Annotated in this window: 23 protein-coding genes, 1 tRNA gene and 1 pseudogene; 11 read left to right on the top strand and 14 right to left on the bottom strand. The window is 63.5% G+C overall.

The features are described 5' to 3' along the window. Positions 1-62: 62 nt before the first annotated feature. The 7 genes from ahpF to RTI28_RS24830 form a co-directional block, all read right to left on the bottom strand. A complete protein-coding gene (ahpF, locus tag RTI28_RS24800) occupies positions 63-1625 on the bottom strand; it encodes an alkyl hydroperoxide reductase subunit F (protein ID WP_316922918.1) in 1563 nt (520 codons plus the stop codon). Positions 1626-1750: 125 nt separating this feature from the next. Further along, positions 1751-2314 (bottom strand): alkyl hydroperoxide reductase subunit C, encoded by a 564-nt coding sequence (gene ahpC, locus RTI28_RS24805; protein ID WP_316922919.1) that lies wholly within the window; start codon positions 2312-2314, stop codon positions 1751-1753. A 253-nt stretch (positions 2315-2567) separates the two neighbouring features. After that, positions 2568-3923 (bottom strand): glutathione-disulfide reductase, encoded by a 1356-nt coding sequence (gene gorA / locus RTI28_RS24810; protein WP_316922920.1) that lies wholly within the window; start codon positions 3921-3923, stop codon positions 2568-2570. A gap of 98 nt (positions 3924-4021) precedes the next feature. Beyond that, on the bottom strand, positions 4022-4861 hold the full coding sequence (gene galU, locus RTI28_RS24815) for a UTP--glucose-1-phosphate uridylyltransferase GalU (RefSeq protein WP_316922921.1): 840 nt from the start codon (positions 4859-4861) through the stop codon (positions 4022-4024). A 233-nt stretch (positions 4862-5094) separates the two neighbouring features. After that, entirely contained in the window at positions 5095-5943 is an 849-nt protein-coding gene (locus RTI28_RS24820; protein WP_316922941.1) for a c-type cytochrome, read from the bottom strand. A 62-nt stretch (positions 5944-6005) separates the two neighbouring features. Continuing rightward, complete coding sequence (locus tag RTI28_RS24825) at positions 6006-6650, bottom strand: c-type cytochrome (protein WP_316922922.1); 645 nt, start codon at positions 6648-6650, stop codon at positions 6006-6008. A gap of 193 nt (positions 6651-6843) precedes the next feature. Further along, a complete protein-coding gene (locus RTI28_RS24830) occupies positions 6844-7194 on the bottom strand; it encodes a hypothetical protein (protein WP_316922923.1) in 351 nt (116 codons plus the stop codon). Positions 7195-7355: 161 nt separating this feature from the next. On the opposite strand from RTI28_RS24830, the gene RTI28_RS24835 reads away from it, so the two are divergent. From RTI28_RS24835 to csrA, 7 genes are all read left to right on the top strand, one after another. Further along, positions 7356-7658, top strand: coding sequence for a DUF1883 domain-containing protein (locus tag RTI28_RS24835; protein ID WP_042124691.1), 303 nt, complete (start codon positions 7356-7358; stop codon positions 7656-7658). Positions 7659-7663: 5 nt separating this feature from the next. After that, on the top strand, positions 7664-7834 hold the full coding sequence (locus RTI28_RS24840; RefSeq protein WP_089266523.1) for a hypothetical protein: 171 nt from the start codon (positions 7664-7666) through the stop codon (positions 7832-7834). Positions 7835-7865: 31 nt separating this feature from the next. Beyond that, complete coding sequence (locus tag RTI28_RS24845) at positions 7866-8939, top strand: nitronate monooxygenase (protein ID WP_316922924.1); 1074 nt, start codon at positions 7866-7868, stop codon at positions 8937-8939. 87 nt (positions 8940-9026) lie between these two features. After that, entirely contained in the window at positions 9027-9779 is a 753-nt protein-coding gene (gene modA, locus RTI28_RS24850) for a molybdate ABC transporter substrate-binding protein (RefSeq protein WP_410479043.1), read from the top strand. Beyond that, on the top strand, positions 9779-10462 hold the full coding sequence (gene modB / locus RTI28_RS24855) for a molybdate ABC transporter permease subunit (RefSeq protein ID WP_316922926.1): 684 nt from the start codon (positions 9779-9781) through the stop codon (positions 10460-10462). The genes modA and modB overlap by 1 nt, the downstream gene beginning before the upstream one ends. Then, the gene (gene modC / locus RTI28_RS24860) at positions 10459-11556 is read left to right on the top strand and encodes a molybdenum ABC transporter ATP-binding protein (RefSeq protein ID WP_316922927.1); all 1098 of its coding nucleotides are present in this window, start codon (positions 10459-10461) and stop codon (positions 11554-11556) included. The genes modB and modC overlap by 4 nt, the downstream gene beginning before the upstream one ends. A 1180-nt stretch (positions 11557-12736) precedes the next feature. After that, positions 12737-12934 carry a carbon storage regulator CsrA gene (gene csrA, locus RTI28_RS24865; protein WP_042124702.1) on the top strand — a complete coding sequence of 66 codons (198 nt, stop codon included), beginning with the start codon at positions 12737-12739 and terminating at the stop codon, positions 12932-12934. Between the two features lie 80 nt (positions 12935-13014). Here the strand turns inward: csrA and RTI28_RS24870 are convergent, their stop codons facing one another. From RTI28_RS24870 to RTI28_RS24880, 3 genes are read right to left on the bottom strand one after another with little or no spacing between them, the layout of a single operon-like run. Further along, positions 13015-13383 (bottom strand): response regulator, encoded by a 369-nt coding sequence (locus tag RTI28_RS24870; RefSeq protein WP_316922928.1) that lies wholly within the window; start codon positions 13381-13383, stop codon positions 13015-13017. Between the two features lie 18 nt (positions 13384-13401). Further along, entirely contained in the window at positions 13402-14844 is a 1443-nt protein-coding gene (locus tag RTI28_RS24875) for an ATPase domain-containing protein (protein ID WP_410479040.1), read from the bottom strand. Further along, positions 14823-15995 (bottom strand): two-component system sensor histidine kinase NtrB, encoded by a 1173-nt coding sequence (locus RTI28_RS24880; RefSeq protein ID WP_316922929.1) that lies wholly within the window; start codon positions 15993-15995, stop codon positions 14823-14825. The genes RTI28_RS24875 and RTI28_RS24880 overlap by 22 nt, the downstream gene beginning before the upstream one ends. A gap of 242 nt (positions 15996-16237) precedes the next feature. Between RTI28_RS24880 and RTI28_RS24885 the strand changes: the two genes are divergently transcribed. The 3 genes from RTI28_RS24885 (at position 16238) to RTI28_RS24895 (ending at position 17342) form a co-directional block, all read left to right on the top strand. Beyond that, entirely contained in the window at positions 16238-16453 is a 216-nt protein-coding gene (locus RTI28_RS24885; protein WP_316922930.1) for a hypothetical protein, read from the top strand. Positions 16454-16465: 12 nt separating this feature from the next. Then, positions 16466-17170 carry a YoaK family protein gene (locus RTI28_RS24890; protein ID WP_316922931.1) on the top strand — a complete coding sequence of 235 codons (705 nt, stop codon included), beginning with the start codon at positions 16466-16468 and terminating at the stop codon, positions 17168-17170. An 87-nt stretch (positions 17171-17257) separates the two neighbouring features. Beyond that, positions 17258-17342, top strand: a tRNA-Leu gene (locus tag RTI28_RS24895). Positions 17343-17387: 45 nt separating this feature from the next. Here RTI28_RS24895 and RTI28_RS24900 read toward each other — a convergent pair. Further along, on the bottom strand, positions 17388-17684 hold the full coding sequence (locus tag RTI28_RS24900) for a hypothetical protein (RefSeq protein WP_316922932.1): 297 nt from the start codon (positions 17682-17684) through the stop codon (positions 17388-17390). Positions 17685-17731: 47 nt separating this feature from the next. Here RTI28_RS24900 and RTI28_RS24905 point away from each other — a divergent pair, with 47 nt between their 5' ends. After that, the gene (locus RTI28_RS24905; RefSeq protein ID WP_316922933.1) at positions 17732-18136 is read left to right on the top strand and encodes a glycine zipper domain-containing protein; all 405 of its coding nucleotides are present in this window, start codon (positions 17732-17734) and stop codon (positions 18134-18136) included. A 114-nt stretch (positions 18137-18250) separates the two neighbouring features. On the opposite strand, the gene RTI28_RS24910 is transcribed toward RTI28_RS24905, so the two are convergent. From RTI28_RS24910 to RTI28_RS24920, 3 genes and pseudogenes are all read right to left on the bottom strand, one after another. Then, positions 18251-18667, bottom strand: coding sequence for a hypothetical protein (locus RTI28_RS24910; protein WP_316922934.1), 417 nt, complete (start codon positions 18665-18667; stop codon positions 18251-18253). A gap of 48 nt (positions 18668-18715) precedes the next feature. Next, complete coding sequence (locus RTI28_RS24915; RefSeq protein WP_316922935.1) at positions 18716-18985, bottom strand: hypothetical protein; 270 nt, start codon at positions 18983-18985, stop codon at positions 18716-18718. Between the two features lie 163 nt (positions 18986-19148). Further along, a pseudogene (locus tag RTI28_RS24920) lies at positions 19149-19224 on the bottom strand (maturase); the annotation flags it as partial.

Raw genomic sequence — 19224 nt, forward strand, 5'->3', positions numbered from 1 at the left:
CCCACAGGGATTTGCGGTGCATGCAATACCTGTGGAGCGGGCATTGCCCGCGATGAGGCCAGTCAGGCTGGCGCGGAGGTGCGGATCAGGTGATCGAACGCCGCCAGCGACGCCTTGGCCCCCTCGCCCACCGCGATGACGATCTGCTTGTACGGCACCGTGGTCACGTCACCCGCGGCGAACACGCCCGGCAGGTTGGTCTGGCCACGGGAGTCGACGATGATCTCGCCACGCGGCGACAGCTCCACCGTGCCTTTGAGCCAGTCGGTATTGGGCAGCAGGCCGATCTGCACGAAGATCCCTTCCAGTGCCAGCTCATGCTCGGCATCGGTGGTGCGGTCCTTGTAGCGCAGGCCGTTGACCTTCTGCCCGTCACCGAGCACTTCGCTGGTCAGGGCGCTGGTGATCACCTTGACGTTGGGCAGGCTGTGCAGCTTGCGTTGCAGCACGGCGTCGGCGCGCAGCTGGCTGTCGAACTCGATCAGGGTCACCTGGGCGACGATCCCGGCCAGGTCGATGGCCGCTTCCACACCGGAGTTGCCACCGCCGATCACCGCCACGCGCTTGCCCTTGAACAGCGGGCCGTCGCAGTGCGGGCAGTAGGCCACGCCACGGCTGCGGTATTCCTGCTCACCCGGCACGTTCATCTCCCTCCAGCGCGCGCCGGTGGCGAGGATCACGGTCTTGGCCTTGAGCGTCGCGCCGCTGGCCATGCGCACTTCGTGCAGGCCACCGACCGCGGCCGGCACCAGGGCCTCGGCGCGTTGCAGGTTGATGATGTCGACGTCGTACTGCTTGACGTGTTCTTCCAGCGCAGTGGCCAGTTTCGGCCCTTCGGTTTCCTGCACCGAAATGAAGTTCTCGATGGCCATGGTGTCCAGCACCTGGCCGCCGAAACGCTCGGCCGCGACACCGGTCCGGATGCCTTTGCGCGCGGCATAGATGGCCGCCGCCGCACCGGCCGGGCCGCCACCGATCACCAGCACGTCGAAGGCGTCCTTGGCGTTGAGCTTCTCGGCCTGGCGCTCGCTGACGCCGCTGTCGAGCTTGGCGACGATCTCTTCCAGGCCCATGCGGCCCTGACCGAACACCTGGCCATTGAGGTACACGCTCGGCACCGCCATGACCTGGCGCGATTCGACTTCGGCCTGGAACAGCGCCCCGTCGATGGCGACATGGCGCACGTTGGGGTTGAGCACCGCCATCAGGTTCAGCGCCTGGACCACGTCCGGGCAGTTCTGGCACGACAGCGAGAAGTAGGTTTCGAAATTGAATTCACCCTTCAGCCCGGCGATCTGTTCGATCAGCTCGGCGCTGGCCTTGGACGGGTGCCCACCGACCTGCAGCAGGGCCAGGACCAGGGAGGTGAATTCATGGCCCATGGGGATGCCGGCGAAACGCAGGCTGATATCGGCCCCGGGGCGATTGAGCGAGAACGACGGGACACGGGCGTCGCTGCCGTCCTCGCGCAGGGTGATCAGGTTCGACAGGCTGGCGATCTCGCGCAGCAGGTCGTGAAGTTCGCGGGACTTCGCGCCGTCATCGAGGGAAGCGACGATCTCGATCGGCTGAGTGACCCGCTCCAGGTAGGTTTTCAACTGAGTTTTAAGCGTGGCGTCCAACATACGGGCGATTCCTTTTTCAGATTCTGTAAATGCAAACGCCCGGGCGAAAGCGCCCGGGCGTTTGTGCGGGGCGGGGTTGCGGCTACAGGGTGCGGTCGAACACCGCCCGCGGCGACATGAGCGGCTTAGATCTTGCCGACCAGGTCCAGCGAAGGGGCCAGGGTGGCTTCGCCTTCTTTCCACTTGGCCGGGCAGACTTCACCCGGGTGGGCGGCGACGTACTGGGCAGCCTTGACCTTGCGCAGCAGCTCGCTGGCGTCACGGCCGACACCGCCGTCGTTCAGTTCGACGATCTTGATCTGGCCTTCCGGGTTGATCACGAAGGTACCGCGATCGGCCAGGCCGGCTTCTTCGATCAGGACGTCGAAGTTGCGCGAGATCAGGTGGGTCGGGTCACCGATCAGCGGGTACTGGATCTTGCCGATGGTGTCCGAGGTGTCGTGCCAGGCTTTGTGGGTGAAGTGGGTGTCGGTGGACACGCCGTAGATTTCCACGCCCAGCTTCTGGAACTCGGCGTAGTTGTCGGCCAGGTCACCCAGCTCGGTCGGGCAGACGAAAGTGAAGTCGGCTGGGTAGAAGAACACAACGGACCATTTGCCTTTCAGATCGGCGTCGGAGACCTGAACGAAGTTGCCGTTGTGGTAAGCGGTTGCGGTGAACGGTTTGACCTGGCTGTTGATGATAGGCATCGGTGACTCTCCTTCAGGGGTTGTGAAAACTTGATGGAGAGATCCTAGTCAATAGAGTCGGTTAATGCTCATTGGCAAAAACCATGTAGGTGATTGGTTTTGGCTATAGGGAAATCGTGGGAGCTGGCTTGTCGTGTGACGAACCACTGCGAAGGACCGCGTTAGCGGTCCCTAATAACGGTGATGTCTGGGACCGCGTTGCGGTCCTTCGCGGGCAAGCCACGCTCCTACAGTGGACACGCAACGATATTCCTTAGCGGGTGACCGTCCTCATGGTCACGAACTCCTCCGCCGCCGTCGGGTGCACGCCGATGGTCTCGTCGAATTGCTGCTTGGTCGCCCCGGCCTTCAGCGCGATGCCCAGGCCCTGGATGATCTCGCCGGCGTCCGGGCCGACCATATGGCAACCCAGCACGCGGTCGCTGTCGGCGTCCACCACCAGCTTCATCAGGGTCTTTTCCTGGACCTCGGTGAGGGTCAGCTTCATCGGCCGGAAACGGCTTTCGAAGATCTTCAGCGAATGCCCGGCCTCCAGCGCCTGTTCTTCGCTCAGGCCGACGGTGCCGATCGGTGGCTGGCTGAACACGGCCGTCGGGATATTGCGGTAATCCACCGCACGGTATTCTTCCGGCTTGAACAGCCGCCGTGCCACCGCCATGCCTTCGGCCAGGGCCACCGGGGTCAGTTGCACGCGGCCGATGACGTCGCCGATGGCGAGGATCGACGGTTCGTCGGTCTGGAACTGGTCATTGACCTGGACGAAGCCGCGCTTGTCCAGTTGCACCTCGGTGTTCTCCAGGCCGAGGTTGTCCAGCATCGGCCGGCGCCCGGTGGCGTAGAACACGCAGTCGGTGATCAGCTCGCGACCGTCCTTGAGGGTGGCCTTGAGGCTGCCGTCGGCCTGCTGTTCGATGCGCGCGATATCGCTGTTGAACTGCAGGTCGAGGCCGCGTTTCTCCAGTTCTTCCTTGAGGTGGTTGCGCACCGAGGCGTCGAAGCCACGCAGGAACAGGTCGCCGCGATAGAGCAAGGTGGTATCGGCGCCGAGGCCCTGGAAGATCCCGGCGAACTCGACGGCGATGTAGCCGCCGCCCACCACCAGCACACGCTTGGGCAGGTCCTTCAGGAAGAACGCCTCGTTGGAGCTGATGGCCAGCTCACGTCCCGGAATCTCCGGAATCTGCGGCCAGCCACCGGTGGCGATGAGGATGTGCTTCGCCGAGTAGCGCTTGCCTTCCACTTCCACTTCGTGGGGCGCGGTGATCCGGGCGTGGCCTTCGAGCAGGGTCACGCCGCTGTTGACCAGCAGGTTGCGGTAGATACCGTTGAGGCGCTGGATCTCGCGGTTCTTGTTGGCGATCAGTTGGCTCCAGTCGAACTGCGCATCCTCCAGCGACCAGCCGAAACCCGAGGCCTGCTCGAACTCGTCGGCGAAATGGGCGCCGTACACCAGCAACTTCTTCGGCACGCAGCCAACGTTGACGCAGGTCCCGCCCAGGTAGCGACTCTCCGCCACCGCCACCCGGGCGCCGAAGCCCGCGGCGAATCGCGAGGCACGCACACCGCCGGAACCGGCACCAATCACAAACAGGTCAAAATCGTAGGCCATATCAATCTCCTCGGCAGGTCGCCAGCATAGCGCCAGTGCCCGGCATAAACAAAAAAGCCACCCGAAGGTGGCTTTTTCTTACAGACAGCGGCTACCGATCAGTAAGCCTTGCCAGTCTTGTAGAAGTTCTCGAAGCAGAAGTTGGTCGCATCGATGTAGCCTTCGGCGCCACCGCAGTCGAAACGCTTGCCCTTGAACTTGTAGGCCATGACGCAACCGTTCTGCGCCTGCTTCATCAGCGCGTCGGTGATCTGGATCTCGCCACCCTTGCCCGGCTCGGTCTGTTCGATCAGGTCGAAGATGTCCGGGGTCAGGATGTAGCGACCGATGATCGCCAGGTTCGACGGCGCGTCTTCCGGCTTCGGCTTCTCGACCATGCTGTGCACGCGATAGATGTCGTCGCGGATCATTTCGCCGGCGATCACGCCGTACTTGTTGGTTTCCTGCGGATCGACTTCCTGGATGGCGACGATCGAGCAGCGGAACTGCTTGTACAGCTTGACCATCTGGGTCAGCACGCCGTCGTCGTCGAGGTTGACGCACAGGTCGTCGGCCAGGACCACGGCGAACGGCTCGTCACCGATCAGCGGGCGGCCGGTGAGGATCGCGTGACCCAGGCCTTTCATCTCGGTCTGACGGGTGTAGGAGAAGGAGCACTCGTCCAGCAGGCGACGGATGCCGACCAGGTATTTTTCCTTGTCAGTGCCCTTGATCTGGGTTTCCAGCTCGTAGCTGATGTCGAAGTGGTCTTCCAGGGCGCGCTTGCCGCGACCGGTGACGATGGAGATTTCGGTCAGGCCGGCTTCGAGGGCTTCTTCGACGCCGTACTGGATCAGTGGCTTGTTGACCACCGGCAGCATTTCCTTGGGCATGGCTTTGGTTGCTGGCAGGAAGCGCGTGCCGTAGCCGGCTGCCGGGAACAAGCATTTCTTGATCATAAAAGTCCTTAACGAAGGGCTGTGCGTACGAAATTCGGCGCAGTCTAATCAGGCGGCGGGCACCTTACAATGCCCCACCTGGGCGCAACCGTTGCCATCATAGAGAAATCCAGCGGGAGATAGTTCCCGACCACTGGAAATATTGGCTTCGCGCCATCCTTCTGACGCCACGAAGGCGCCGCTCGCAGGGGCGAAACGGCGCCATGGCCATCACTTTTCAGGGTGTCGTGTCATCACTTGCCGGTGCCCTGGCCGATCAGCACGCCATCGAGGGTCTGGCCGTAGAGGTTGACGCCGTCGTTGGCGTGGAACTTCACCCGCGTCTTCTCCACCGAACCCTCGACCAGCCGCGGATCCTGCGGGCGCTCGTGCTTGTTGACGAAGGCGGCGACGTCCCATGCCTGCTGGTCGCTGAGGCTGCCCGGCTTGCCCAGCGGCATGTTGTGCTTGATGAAGGACGCCGCGGTATTGATCCGGTGCATGCCGGCCCCCCAGTTGTAGGAGTCCTTGCCCCACAGTGGCGGCATCACGTAGTCGTTGGCGACCTTCTGGCCCTCGCCATCGGCACCGTGACAGATCGCGCATTGCGCCTGGTACACCTTCTCGCCGCGGGCGATGTCGTAACCGCCCGCCGGCTGCGCGACATCGGGGTAGCCGCGCCCCGGTGGTTCGACACCGACCTGGGCCTTGCTCGCCAGCCAGTAGGAATACACCGACAACGCGGTGATCTCCGGGCTGTCAGCCGCAGGTGCCTTGCCGTTCATGCTGAACTGGAAGCAACCCTGGATGCGTTCGGCGTAGGTGTTCACCTTGTCGTTCTTCTTGCGATAGGCCGGGTACATCGGATACGCGCCCCAGAGTGGCGCCGAGTGCGCCAGGCGCCCCTGGTCGAGGTGGCAGTTGCTGCATTTCATGCCGTTGCCGACGTAGTCCGGAGCCAGGCGTCCGGTATCGACGAACAGCGCGTAACCGTCGCGGACCATCTTGCCGAAGGCGTTGTCCGGCAGTTCGCTCTGCGCCGGCGGGACGAAGAACGGCGTCTGGCTGGCCGCTGGCACCTTCAGTTGCGACTGGTCCTCCATGGCAACCTGCGCGGCATGAGCCGTACCCAGCGCGAAGGCCAGCGCGGTAACAACGAATGCTTTCATGGCTTGACCTCCTGGCCGGCGGCGAAATATTCGGCGATGGCGTTGACCTCGTCATCGGTCATGGCCTTGGCCACACCCACCATCAGTTGGTTGGGATCGTTGTGCCGACTGCCGTCGCGCCAGGCGTTGAGCTGCGCGCTGAGGTAGGCGGCCGGCTGATGGGCCAGCGGCGGGAAGTGCTCACCCACCCCTCTGCCGCCGGGGCCATGGCATTGCACGCAACCGGGAATCTGCCGGCTCCAGTCGCCATACAGGGCCAGTTGCTGCACGGCACTGCTGGCCATCTGCTGACGGCGCGCGTCCGGCGCGGCGGGGGCCGGCATGGCGGCGAGGCGGTCGGTCACCGCGGCGATTTCCTCGTCGCTCAGGGCCGCAGCCAGGGGTTGCATGATCGGGTTCTGGCGCGTGCCATCGCGGAAATCGCGCAGTTGCTTGCTCAGGTAGGCGGCCGACAGCCCGGCCAGACGGGGAAAACCGGCGGCAGCCATGCCCAGGCCGTCCGCCCCATGGCAACCCTGGCAGGCCATGGCGGCGGGATTGGCACCGCCCTGGGTGAAGACGTTCTGGCCCTGATCGGCGTGCGCCGCCGGCAGGGCGAACAACAGCAGGCTGCTGATCAGGACTCGGTCCAGTGGACTCATCACGGAGCTCCTTCTTATGGTTATATGCTTAGACTTAAAAAATATAAGCCTATGGATAGTAGGACTATCCTTTCGCCATCACAACGGCGAAATGCACCAAAAGAGAGCGTCTGGAGGAGTGAATCGATTAATTCATGAGCGACGGTGGGAGCAGGGTTCGCTCCCACCGGACTAGCGACACACAGTCAAGGCTTCAACCGGAAATGCAGCGAGTCGCCGCGTTGTTCACGTCCGAAAGGCGCAACGGGAAGTTGTTCAGCCGCTCATGCAGCTTGATGGCACTGCCACTGGAACGCTCACTGATGTCCATCACCGCCGCCGGTCCGTCCGAGAGTTTCTGCGGCACGATCACCCGAATCGAGTTCTTGTCGCGGGTCACCTGCAGCGAATCGCGGCTGTCCTTCAGCCGCTCCTGGACGCAGGTCAGGTACTGGTCCGGCGTTTTGCCGGAAATCACATCGAGAGTTTCAGGGCTCTGTTCCAGCTCGGTCACACTGGCGCAACCAGTCAGCGTCAAGGCCAAGGCAGATACAAACCATTTCATCGAGTCCCGCTCCCACATATAAAAATCCTAAGACCACTATTAGGCCAATTTGCTCCCTTGATTGTCATATTTATCACAGGGAATGTGACGAGTCCTACATTCCTCCTACATCCATCTGTTATCGTGCCGCTTTGCCGAAACACCCCTTGCGGAGCCGTAACATGAAATTCGTCCACCAGCGCGAACACCTCAACGAAGACGATATCGTCGTGATCGAGTGTTCCCAGCGCTGCAATATCCGCCTGATGAACGACGCCAACTTCCGCAGTTTCAAGAATGGCGGTCGGCACACCTATCACGGCGGGGCCTTCGATCGTTTCCCGGCGAAGATCACTGTGCCGAGCACCGGTTTCTGGAACATCACCATCGACACCGTCACCCCGCGGCCGATCTCGGTGACCCGCAAGCCGACCTTCAGCCACAAGATCAAGATCATCCGTCGCTCGTCGTCGCAACTGAGATAAGCCCCATGACCGCCACCATCAAATACGTCATCAAGTACAAGCTCGACGGCGAACGCCGCTGGGATTTCGCGCAACTGCCGGACAACTCGCTGGAGCAGGCCCAGGCCGCACTGCGCAAGATCCATGGCGACGACGCGGAAAAGATCACCGACATCCAGGTCAGCAAGGCGCTCTGAAGCCCGCGACCCCAGCAAGGAGACCGCAGCAATGAGGCAATGGCCGGACCCGCGCATTCTCGATCTGTTCGCCATCGAACAGCCGATCCTCCAGGCGCCGATGGCCGGCGCCAACGGCTCGGCGATGGCCATTGCGGTGAGCAATGCCGGCGGCCTGGGCGCGTTGCCCTGCGCCATGCTCAGCACCGAGCAGATCCGCCAGGAACTGGAAACCTTCCGCCAGGCCAGTCGCGGCCCGCTCAACGTGAACTTCTTCTGCCATACCCCGCCTGCCGACGATCCGGCGCGCATCGAGCGCTGGAAGCAGGCGCTCAAGCCCTACTACGACGAAGTCGGTGCCGACTTCGCGGCGCCGACGCCGGTGTCCAGTCGCGCGCCCTTCGACGATGCGGGCTGCGCGCTGGTCGAGGCGTACAAGCCGGAGGTGGTCAGCTTCCACTTCGGCCTGCCCGAGCCACGCCTGCTGGCGCGGGTCAAGGCCACCGGCGCCAAGGTGATTTCCAGCGCCACCACGGTGGCCGAGGCGCTGTGGCTGGAGCAGCGCGGCTGCGACGCGATCATCGCCATGGGCTACGAAGCCGGCGGGCATCGCGGCATGTTCCTCAGCGATGACCTCGCCAGCCAGGTCGGTACCTTCGCCCTGGTCCCGCAGATCGCCGACGCGGTGCGCGTGCCGGTGATCGCCGCCGGTGGCATCGGCGACGCCCGCGGTATCGCCGCCGCCTTCACCCTGGGCGCGTCGGCCGTGCAACTGGGCACCGCCTATCTGTTCTGCCCGGAAGCCAAGGTGTCCCCGGCGCACCGCCGCGCCCTGCACACCGCGCGGGAAAGCGACACGGCGCTGACCAACCTGTTCACCGGTCGCCCGGCCCGCGGCATCGTCAACCGGATCATGCGCGAACTGGGTCCGGTCAGCGACCTGGCACCGGCCTTCCCCCTGGCCGGTGGCGCGCTGATGCCGTTGCGCGCCATCAGCGAACCCCAGGGCAGCAGCGACTTCAGCAACCTCTGGTCCGGCCAGGCCCTGCGCCTCGGTGTCGAACGTCCGGCCGCCGAACTGACCCGCGAACTCGCCGAACGCAGCCTCGCCCTGCTCCATCGCTGAAACAGGGCTTTCCGTTTGCAAGGCAATCGCTATATATTTCCATATATAGCGATTGCCTTCATTCATCCACGGAGCTGTTTCATGCGTATGCCTGCACCTCGTATTGCCCTGACCGGCCTGTTCACCCTGATGGCGCTCAACAGCGCGTGGGCCGATGAGGTCCAGGTCGCTGTCGCGGCCAACTTCACCGCGCCGATCCAGGCGATCGCCAAGGATTTCGAAAAGGACACCGGTCACAAGCTGGTCGCGGCCTACGGCGCCACCGGACAGTTCTACGCGCAGATCAAGAATGGCGCGCCGTTCGAAGTCTTCCTCGCCGCCGACGACAGCACCCCGGCCAAGCTGGAAAACGAAGGCGCCACGCTCAAGGGCTCGCGCTTCACCTACGCGATCGGCACCCTTGCCCTGTGGTCGGCCAAGCCCGGCTATGTCGACGCCAAGGGCGAGGTGCTGAAGAAGAACGAATTCCAGCACCTGTCCATCGCCAACCCGAAAGCCGCGCCCTACGGCCTGGCCGCCACCCAGGTGCTGGACAAGCTGAAGCTGAGCGAAGCGACCAAAGCCAAGATCGTCGAAGGCCAGAACATCACCCAGGCCTTCCAGTTCGTCTCCACCGGCAATGCCGAGCTGGGCTTCGTCGCCCTGTCGCAGATCTACCAGGACGGCAAGGTCAGCAGCGGTTCGGCGTGGATCGTCCCGGCCGAGCTGCATGACCCGATCCGCCAGGACGCGGTGATCCTCGAAAAAGGCCAGGACAACCCGGCCGCCAAGGCCCTGGTCGACTACCTGAAAGGGCCGAAGGCCGCGGCGATCATCAAATCCTACGGTTACGAACTCTGATGCCGCTCGACGCCAGCGATTTCGGCGCAATCTGGCTGACCCTCAAGCTGGCGTCGCTGACCACCCTGATCCTCTTGCTGGTCGGCACCCCGATCGCCTGGTGGCTGACGCGCACCCGTTCCTGGCTGCGCGGGCCGGTCGGCGCGGTGGTGGCCCTGCCCCTGGTGCTGCCGCCGACGGTGATCGGCTTCTACCTGCTGCTGGCCCTCGGTCCTCATGGCTTCATCGGCCAGGCCACCCAGGCACTGGGGCTGGGGACCGTGGTGTTCAGCTTCAGCGGGCTGGTGATCGGCTCGGTGGTGTACTCCATGCCGTTCGTGGTGCAGCCGCTGCAGAACGCCTTCAGCGCGATCGGCGAACGGCCGTTGGAAGTGGCCGCGACGTTGCGCGCCAGCCCCTGGGACACCTTCTTCAGCGTGGTCCTGCCCCTGGCCCGCCCCGGCTTCGTCACCGCCAGCATCCTCGGCTTCGCCCACACCGTGGGCGAGTTCGGCGTGGTCCTGATGATCGGCGGCAACATTCCCGACAAGACCCGGGTGGTCTCGGTGCAGATCTACGACCACGTCGAGGCCCTGGAGTACGCCCAGGCCCACTGGCTGGCCGGGGCGATGCTGGTGTTCTCGTTCCTGGTGCTGCTGGCCCTGTATGGCAGCCGCCGCAAATCGGCCTGGAGCGCCGCATGACCTCGCAGATCCACGCCCGCCTCAAGATGGCCCGGGACGACTTCACCCTGGACGTCAACCTGAGCCTGCCGGGCCGGGGTGTCAGCGCCCTGTTCGGCGCCTCCGGTTCGGGCAAGACCACCTGCCTGCGCTGCCTGGCCGGCCTGGAGCGGGCCGGCGACGCCTATATCGAAGTCGCCGGGACGGTCTGGCAGGACTCGGCGAACGGCATTTTCGTCCCGCCGCACCAGCGCCCGATCGGCTACGTCTTCCAGGAAGCCAGCCTGTTCAGCCACCTCTCGGTGCGCGGCAACCTGGAGTTCGGCTGGCGCCGCATCGAGGCCGCCAGCCGCCGCATCAACCTGCAGCAGGCCTGCGAACTGCTGGGCATCGATCACCTGCTGGCGCGCAAGGCCGACACCCTGTCCGGCGGCGAACGCCAGCGCGTGGGTATCGCCCGTGCCCTGCTCACCAGTCCGAGCCTGCTGCTGATGGACGAGCCGCTGGCGGCGCTGGATGCACCGCGCAAGCGCGAGATCCTGCCGTACCTCGAGCGTCTGCACGACGAGTTGCGCATCCCGCTGATCTACGTCAGCCATGCCCAGGAGGAAGTCGCCCGTCTCGCCGACCACCTGGTGCTGCTGGAACAGGGCCAGGTCCTGGCCAGCGGCCCGCTCAACCAGACCCTCGCCCGCCTCGACCTGCCGCTGGCCGAGGACGAAGACGCCGGCGTGATCATCGAAGGCCGCACCGGCGCCTACGACGCGACCTACCAGTTGCTCGACCTGCACCTGCCAGGCAGCGACCTGCGCCTGCGCATTCCCCATGCCGCGCTGCCGCCGGGGTCGCTGCTGCGGGTCAAGGTCCAGGCCCGCGACATCAGCCTGAGCCTGGCCGAGGACAGCCGCTCGAGCATCATCAACCGCCTGCCGGTGACCCTGCGCGCCTTGAGCGCACAGAGCAACCCGGCGCAGGTACTGGTCAGCCTGGACGCCGCCGGGCACCCGCTGCTGGCCCGGGTCACGCGCTATTCCAGCGATCAGCTCGGCCTGCACGAAGGGCAGGTGTTGTGGGCGCAGATCAAGGGCGTGGCCTTGCTCGGCCACAGTGCCTGAAATGCTTTCTCAAGATAGCGCGTGAACCCTGTGGGAGCTCTTGAGCCAGAGGTACGGTGCTCAGATGCTTTGTGTTGAGCGCTGCGGGTACGGGAATCGTGTGTTGATCCATTTGCCAAGGCGACGCTGAATCACCTTTTCGCCCTTACGGCGACCCACTTTTGAACAGCGCAAAAGTGGGCAAAACGCTCTTGCTCCTGCATCCGGCCCTACGCTTCGCTCCGGGTTCCTTCCCTCCGCACTGACTCCGGGGGCCGCGCTATACGGGCATCCTGCCCTATAGCGCTTTCCGGGCCATCCATGGCCCTCCACCCCCTCCATCAGCGCTCCACTCAGCCTCCTGATGTCGCCGGCAGATCAAGAGCCAGATCAAGAGCAAAGCAAAGCAAAGCAAAGCAAAGCAAAAATCCAGAGCGTAGCCGTCACCCTCCTGAGAGCACTCTCGCCCGGCAAGAGCGTAGCGAATTGTGCTTTTGATCTTGATCTACGTGCGACATCAGGAGGCCGAGTGGAGCGCTGATGGAGGGGGTGGAGGGCCATGGATGGCCCGGAAAGCGCCATCGGGCAGGAGCCCGTATGGCGCGGCCCCCGGAATCAGTGCGGAGGGAGGGAACCCGTAGCGCAGCGGAGGGCCGGATGCAGGAGCGTGGCGTTTTTGGTTACTTTTGCCGCCCAGCAAAAGTGACCCGCCGTAAGGGCGGAAAGGTGACTCAAGGTCGCCTTGGCCAATGGATATGCACGCAAACCTCAGCACCAGCACCACAGGGCCGCCATCCCGCCAGGATTTCGCGAGTGCGCCAGCGACATCGCCGGGCAGGCACTTCAGCCGTTCTCCGGAGCAGATGACCGGGGCTTTTTGGCAGGAATGAAACTCATTTGGGGCAGCGCATTAAAACCCTACTGAATGAACGTTAATTCACGAAAGTTTCTCTTTTCACAAGAGAAATTTCCCATATTCGTTGAAGCCCCCTATGCTTGCGGGGTGAACAAATTCGCCACGCGAAATTCACACAGCCCGATCGACTCCCAACCCGAAAAAGACATCAGCAAATATTTTGCTCGGGGAATTAATTTTCAACGAATGCGTCTTTAATGAAGGGAAAGAGGGAAGCGCTCCCCGGCGCCCCCATCCTCAGTGGGTACCGCCTGCGAGGCATTTCAAGTTACCAAGGAGAAATACATGCTGATACTCACCCGCAAGGTTGGCGAAAGCATCGTCATCGACGATGACATCAAGGTCACCATTCTAGGCGTCAAAGGGATGCAAGTGAGGATCGGCATCGATGCACCGAAGAACGTTCAGGTGCACCGTGAAGAGATCTACAAACGCATTCAGGCCGGCAGCCCGGCACCGGAAAAAGGAGAAAACAATCAGTAAGCCATCCGTTTGATTGGAGTCGCACGGATGCGCCTGGTCCCAGCCCGGACCCTCGAACCCACTGATCGCGAAACCGGGGCTCAGCCCCCGGGCGGCGGGACAAGCCGCTGAACCATGGCAATCAGCATTTCGGTATCGAACGGTTTATCCAGCACGCCATCGAACAGTCCCGGGTTCTCCCGACCGATACTGGCCTGCGCACCACTCATGAGAATGATCGGCAAGGCCTTGAATTGCGGGTCGTCGCGAAGCTTTCGAGCGAGTTCCTCGCCATTCATCACCGGCATCATGTAATCGGTGATCAGCAGCTCGACCCGTGTCTTGTCCAGCACTTCCAGCGCCCTCAAGCCATTGCTGGCTTTCTCCACCTGATACCCCGCGTCTTCCAGGGCAAGCTCCAGGATGTCGGAGATCACGTACTCGTCGTCGACCACCAGGACTGTGCTCATATCATCAGACCGCGGCCATCAGGACCGCTCCAGCGGCTGCGCCGTGCCCGATAGCACCGCGGCGGCCTCGTTGAATGTCTTGTGCAGCTCCATCCCGCCGGCGCCGAAGCACACCTCCAGCAGAGACGGGTCGTAGCGACTGTCGCGCACCTTGAGGATCGACAGCACACGCTTGAGCTGCGAGTTCAGTTCGACGAAGCGCATCAGCAGCAGGTTGTCGACGATACTCGACAGCTCCGGAGCCGGCGCGGTGATTTCCGCGCCGAACAGATCGCGCATTTCCCAGGTCGCCAGCACCGTCACGTCGCGGGCACGCAGTTCGCCCATCAGTGCGCGGAAGAAGCCATTGAGGCGTTCAGGGCGAGTCGCCAGGCGAGCGAAAGCGCCAAGGTTGTCGATCACCACCCGCTTGCTGCCATGCTCGCCGACCAGGCGCAGCAGGCGCGCGCCGACATCGTCGAGCAAACCCTCGGTGGTCGGCTGCCAGGCGATGTGCAAGCGCCCTTCGCGCTCCAGCCCGGCGAAGTCCAGGCCCAGGCTGGCGGCCTTGGCGCGCAGGCGCGTGGCCGGCTCGTAGAACCCGAAATACAGGGCCGGGGCCTGAACCGTGGCGGCACCGAGGAAGCTCAGGCCGAGGGAAGTCTTGCCGCTGCCGGACGGCCCCATCACCAGGGTCACCGAACCCTGCGCCAGGCCACCGTCGAGCAGTTCATCGAGACAGGCAACTCCACTGCCGACCCGGGTCCAGGTCTCGCTGCCGGGTCCGGAGGGGTGGCCATGGAGGGATTCCAGGCGTGGATAGACCTGCAGGCCGTCGCTGCCGATATCGCATTCGTGCAAGCCGGACAACGCCGCGCTGCCGCGCGTCTTGCGCAGTTGGATACGGCGCACCGCGCGGGCGCCGTGCAGGTCCTCGCCCAGCTCGATCACACCGTCGACCATGGTGTGCTCGGGGCAGTCATCCTCCAGGTGGCTGCTGGTCAGCAGCAGCAGCGTGCAACCGGCGAACGCCGCGTGGGCCTGCAGTTCGGAGATGAATTTCTTGGTGTCGAGCACGGTCTCCGCCCGCGAGCGGGCATTGAGCAGGCCATCGACGATCAGCAGCGAAGCGCCGTGCCGGGCGATCTCACCACGCAGCAGGCGCACCACGGCCTCCAGGCCCTCCTGCTCCATGGTGTCGAAGGCACTGAGGAACTGGATCTGGTCGCCGATCTTCGCCGCATCGAAGAACGACAGGGTCGACAGATACTGGAACAGACGCTCGTGGGACTCGCTGAGCAAGGTCGCGACCAGCACCCGGCCGCCCTGCTCGACATGATTGAAGGCCAGTTGATTGGCCAGCACGGTCTTTCCCGAGCCGGGCCGGCCCTGGACGATGTACGCGGCACCGGCGATCAGGCCGCCCATGAGCAGCTCGTCGAGACCCTTGATTCCCGTCGCTAGACGCTGGAGCTGTTCCACGATTCACTGCCCTCCCCGTTGATCACGACCGGCAGGCACAGGGTCATGCAGGTGCCTTGTCCCGGTTCGCTGTCGACCCAGATCCCGCCATTGCTCTGCTTGGCGAAACCGTACACCTGGCTGAGGCCCAGACCCGTGCCCTTGCCGAACCCCTTGGTGGTGAAGAAGGGTTCGAAGATCCGCGGCAGCACCTCGGCGTCGATGCCCTTGCCGGTGTCGCTGACACTGACCAGGGCATAGTCGCCGACCAGGCCATCGCGCTCCCCCAGCAGCGCCTCGTTGCGTGCGTGGATGCGAATCTCGCCCCCCCCTTCCATGGCATCGCGAGCGTTCAGCACCAGGTTGAGCAGGACCATCTGCAGTTGCCCCGCATCCACCTCCACCGGCGCCAGGTTGTCATCGCAGCGCACCTGCAGCTCGATGCCCTTGGGCAGGGCCTGGTGCAGCAGCGCGCGGATCGACTCGATCACGTCCGACAGATTGATACGCACCACGTTCAGCTCCTTGCGCCGGGCGAAGCTGAGCAGTTGCTGGGTCATCTGGCTGCCGCGCTGACCGGCGTCGAGCACATGTTCGAGCAGGCGCCGGGTGCGCTGCGGATCCTGGCTGTTCATCGCCAGCCGGGCCGAGTTGAGGATGATGGTCAGCAGATTGTTGAAGTCATGGGCCATGCCCCCGGTCAACTGGCCGAGGGCCTCGAGCTTCTGCGACTGGAACAGTTGCGCGCGCATGGCGTCGAGCTGCAGCGCGGCATCGCGGCGATCGGTGATATCACGGGTGATCTTCGCCAGGCCGATCACCTTGCCCTCCGGCGAGCGCACCACATCCAGCACCACCAGCGCCCAGAACTGCGTACCGTCCTTGCGCACGCGCCAGCCTTCGTCCTGGGCGCGCCCGTCGCTGAGGGCCTTGTCGAGGAGAACACCGGGGCGGTCGGCGAGGCAGTCGTGCTCGGTGAAAAACAGCGAGAAATGCCGACCGATGACCTCCTCGGCACGGTACCCCTTGATGCGTTCGGCACCGGCGTTCCAGGAAATGATGTGGCCAGTGAGGTCCATCATGTAGATGGCATAGTCCACCACCGTCTGCACGAGTTGCTCGTACAGACCGGCATTCATGCCATGCAGGTCAACACGTTCGGATGGATCCATTTCGGAGTCCGCTGTCTATGATCGGAGTGTAGCTACAGCATACGCCGAGGACGACACCGAGTAAGGCGTATTCCTTCATCACCGCAAGAATGTTCCTGCGCTGAACATAGATATGCCCCACAACCATTGCGCTGGATCAAGGTATAGCGCGATTGTCGCCATCGCGCCTGCGGGATGCGGGGTGACTTGCTATAGTTGCCCGCCCGACGGTTACGACAGACAAGCGGTTGAGGAAAGGGATCTTGGTCATCAACAAACGCATGAAAATCATCCACGACGATCTCGAGCATACCGCCGACGGCATGGAGCAACTGGCCCGCGGCCTGGCCGGACATGCCGTGTACCTGCAGGGCTCGGTGCATGCCGGCGATGCCGTCGAAGTCAACGAACGGGTCAGTGGCCTCAACGCCTCGATCAGCGAACTGCGAGCGGTCGCCAGCAGCATCGATCCCACCTGAGCGACCTTGCCCATGCTGCCAGAACACCCCGGGGGACAACGCCGACCGCAAGCCCTGCGCCTGTATCGACAGCGTGGCCAGGTCGGGTTGTTTTTCGTCGGCGGTCTCTCGGTGCTGGCCGGCATGACCGATGCCATCGGCTTTCTCGCCAGCGGTGATTTCGTCTCGTTCATGAGCGGCAACACCACGCGCCTGGCGGTAGCGGTGAGCCAGGGACATCTCGACCTGGTCCTGCGCCTGGCCTTGCTGGTGCTCACCTTCGTCCTCGGCAATGCCCTCGGCGTGATGATCGCGCGCTCCAGCCGCAAGCGCGCCTGGCCGTTGCTGGGGCTCACCGCCCTGCTGCTGCTGGCCGCGGCCTTCTGTGGCGACTACCTCGAGCTGCTGGCACTGCTCGCGGCCATCCTGGCCATGGGCATGCTCAACGCCGCGGTCGAGGAAGTGAACGGCCTGCCCATCGGCCTGACCTATGTCACCGGCGCCCTCTCCCGCTTCGGCCGCGGCCTCGGCCGCTGGCTGATGGGCGAGCGCCGCAGCGGCTGGCGCATGCAACTGGTGCCCTGGGCCGGCATGCTGGTCGGCGCGGTGCTCGGTGGCTGGCTGGAACATCGCCTGGGCTTCGCCGCCCTGTTGTTCAGCAGCCTGCTCGCAGCCCTGCTCGGCGTGGCATCGCTGCTGATTCCGCGGCGCTGGGTGCAACGCTACATGGCGCGCTGATCGAGCGTCGCAAGCATTGACTGGAATATAACGATGAGTTATAAAGCCCGCTTGCTTCGATCAGCCTTGTGATGGCCGACGCAGACCGCGAGTGTGGTGGAATTGGTATACACAGCAGACTTAAAATCTGTCGGCGCAAGCCTTGCGGGTTCGAGTCCCGCCACTCGCACCAATCCCGGAAAAGCGCCCATCGAGGCGCTTTTTTCATATCTGCCAGTTACTTGGCGCCAACACCCGGAAACAAAAACGGAAAAACGTGGTCATAACCGCGCCATCGACCCTTCAGCGTCGATTCGAGGAAATCATCGTGTTGACCCGTCTGACTCAGTTTTCCCTGCTTGCCGCAGTGCTGCTCGCCAGCGGCTGCGCGCATCACCATCATCATGACCGTGACGACGATGGCTGGCGCGATCGCGATCAACGCCGCTGGCACGATCATGACCGGCGCCGTTACGACGACCGCTACGATCACCGCCGCGATGATCGCCGCTACCGCGATGACGACTGATCGCACCCCACTCCTGTTTGCCTGACCGCTCCATTGCCCCCGAGGTTTTTCCAATGCGTTTCTCCCTGCCTACCCTCGCTCTAGGTTTCCTGATTTCCCAGACCGCACTGGCCGGTGACGGCACCACCGCCATTGGCGGCGGTCTTGGTGGCGTGCTTGGCAACGTCGTCGGCCAGCAGATCGGCGGCAGCACCGGTGCGGCCATCGGCGCCGGCCTCGGTGGCGCCGCCGGCAGCGCCGTGGCCGCGAAGAAAGGCAACCGCACCGAAGCGGCGATTGGCGGCGGCCTGGGCTCGGCGGGCGGCTCGCTGATCGGCGGCAAGGTCGGTGGCTCCACCGGCTCGACCATCGGCGCCGGCCTCGGCGGCGCCGCGGGTGGCGCGCTGGGCAACCACCTGGCGGACGACAACCGTGACTCGGGCAAACACAAGCACAAGCGCCGGCATCGGCATCACTGATCGCCCTGGCCGTGCTCGCCTGCACAGCCGTCGTCTTGCCAATATCGAAGAAGCCCGGCCTTTGCCGGGCTTCTTCCTGCCTGCGTGAACGGTGCGACTCGGATCAGCTGTGCATCATTCGGGCCCCTGGGAGAACTTTCGATCGCGTTGATCGATGGCCACCGCAAGCCCGGCAAGCGCGATGGCCAGCAGGTAGGCGACCAGTCCCAGGTTCAGACCGAAGATCAGTTTCTCGGAGCCGTCCGTGAGGATCATCGACCCACCGTAGCCATCCCGCAGCCAGTAGGCCATCAGGAACCCGCCGGTGACGAAGGTCGTGAGCAGACTCGCCAGCGCCAGGTCATTCCTGCCCCAGACAAGCCAGACACTGAATGCCCCGAGCGCGGTGTTGGTGAACAGTTGCCAGGTTTCATGAAGCCGCGCATGCGACTCCCAGGCCGGGTTGAATACATGGGTATCGTTGATCTCGAAAATCGGCACGACCACGGCGTAAAAGATGATTCCAACGGTGACCAGCAACTTCGCGAGCATCTAAACCTCCTTGTTCATGGATTGGGCGCTACCTGCCCGTCGTCCACTCTAGTTCACCGATGCTTGCGCGAGCTGGGACGCAAAGCGCGGATCGTCCTTTTGTTTTTCTCGCACCCACATCTCGCCAATCTTTACCGCAAGTGCGTAGGCGCCTTCCTTCCCGCCCTGGATATCTTCAAATCTGATGAAGATGCCTTCGAGAAGAGAGCTCTCGATTTCTTCCTCGTTGGCCTCCTCCTCGATAATGATCATGAGCAGATATCGCTCGGCCTCCTCGCGGATCGAATAACTGTAACCAATCAACTTTGGGTAGCTCACGTTGCGAGTTCCTTTCTGGCAAGACCTGAAGTACCTGGCACTTCAGCGAGCCACTATTCAACCACAGAGAACTCCGGGGATGGCGAGGCATGATCGAGTAGGAGGCGGATTCACACCCGCCGTCCTCTCACACCACCGTGCGTACGGTTCCGTACACGGCGGTTCAGGTCATGCGACTAAGCCGGTTGATCGTATCCAGTATCGAGACAAGCCCAAGCCGATCCCATAGTTTCTTCGGC

Origin of the sequence: Pseudomonas sp. zfem002 (assembly GCF_032621685.1) — a bacterium.
Classification (GTDB): Bacteria; Pseudomonadota; Gammaproteobacteria; order Pseudomonadales; family Pseudomonadaceae; genus Aquipseudomonas; species Aquipseudomonas japonica.

Bases quoted from the DNA above. Each gene is read 5' to 3' on its own strand.
- ahpF (WP_316922918.1), bottom strand. From the start codon at position 1,625: ATGTTGGACGCCACGCTTAAAACTCAGTTGAAAACCTACCTGGAGCGG.
- ahpC (WP_316922919.1), bottom strand. From the start codon at position 2,314: ATGCCTATCATCAACAGCCAGGTCAAACCGTTCACCGCAACCGCTTAC.
- gorA (WP_316922920.1), bottom strand. From the start codon at position 3,923: ATGGCCTACGATTTTGACCTGTTTGTGATTGGTGCCGGTTCCGGCGGT.
- galU (WP_316922921.1), bottom strand. From the start codon at position 4,861: ATGATCAAGAAATGCTTGTTCCCGGCAGCCGGCTACGGCACGCGCTTC.
- RTI28_RS24820 (WP_316922941.1), bottom strand. From the start codon at position 5,943: ATGGAGGACCAGTCGCAACTGAAGGTGCCAGCGGCCAGCCAGACGCCG.
- RTI28_RS24825 (WP_316922922.1), bottom strand. From the start codon at position 6,650: ATGAGTCCACTGGACCGAGTCCTGATCAGCAGCCTGCTGTTGTTCGCC.
- RTI28_RS24830 (WP_316922923.1), bottom strand. From the start codon at position 7,194: ATGAAATGGTTTGTATCTGCCTTGGCCTTGACGCTGACTGGTTGCGCC.
- RTI28_RS24835 (WP_042124691.1), top strand. From the start codon at position 7,356: ATGAAATTCGTCCACCAGCGCGAACACCTCAACGAAGACGATATCGTC.
- RTI28_RS24840 (WP_089266523.1), top strand. From the start codon at position 7,664: ATGACCGCCACCATCAAATACGTCATCAAGTACAAGCTCGACGGCGAA.
- RTI28_RS24845 (WP_316922924.1), top strand. From the start codon at position 7,866: ATGAGGCAATGGCCGGACCCGCGCATTCTCGATCTGTTCGCCATCGAA.
- modA (WP_410479043.1), top strand. From the start codon at position 9,027: ATGCCTGCACCTCGTATTGCCCTGACCGGCCTGTTCACCCTGATGGCG.
- modB (WP_316922926.1), top strand. From the start codon at position 9,779: ATGCCGCTCGACGCCAGCGATTTCGGCGCAATCTGGCTGACCCTCAAG.
- modC (WP_316922927.1), top strand. From the start codon at position 10,459: ATGACCTCGCAGATCCACGCCCGCCTCAAGATGGCCCGGGACGACTTC.
- csrA (WP_042124702.1), top strand. From the start codon at position 12,737: ATGCTGATACTCACCCGCAAGGTTGGCGAAAGCATCGTCATCGACGAT.
- RTI28_RS24870 (WP_316922928.1), bottom strand. From the start codon at position 13,383: ATGAGCACAGTCCTGGTGGTCGACGACGAGTACGTGATCTCCGACATC.
- RTI28_RS24880 (WP_316922929.1), bottom strand. From the start codon at position 15,995: ATGGATCCATCCGAACGTGTTGACCTGCATGGCATGAATGCCGGTCTG.
- RTI28_RS24890 (WP_316922931.1), top strand. From the start codon at position 16,466: ATGCTGCCAGAACACCCCGGGGGACAACGCCGACCGCAAGCCCTGCGC.
- RTI28_RS24905 (WP_316922933.1), top strand. From the start codon at position 17,732: ATGCGTTTCTCCCTGCCTACCCTCGCTCTAGGTTTCCTGATTTCCCAG.
- RTI28_RS24910 (WP_316922934.1), bottom strand. From the start codon at position 18,667: ATGCTCGCGAAGTTGCTGGTCACCGTTGGAATCATCTTTTACGCCGTG.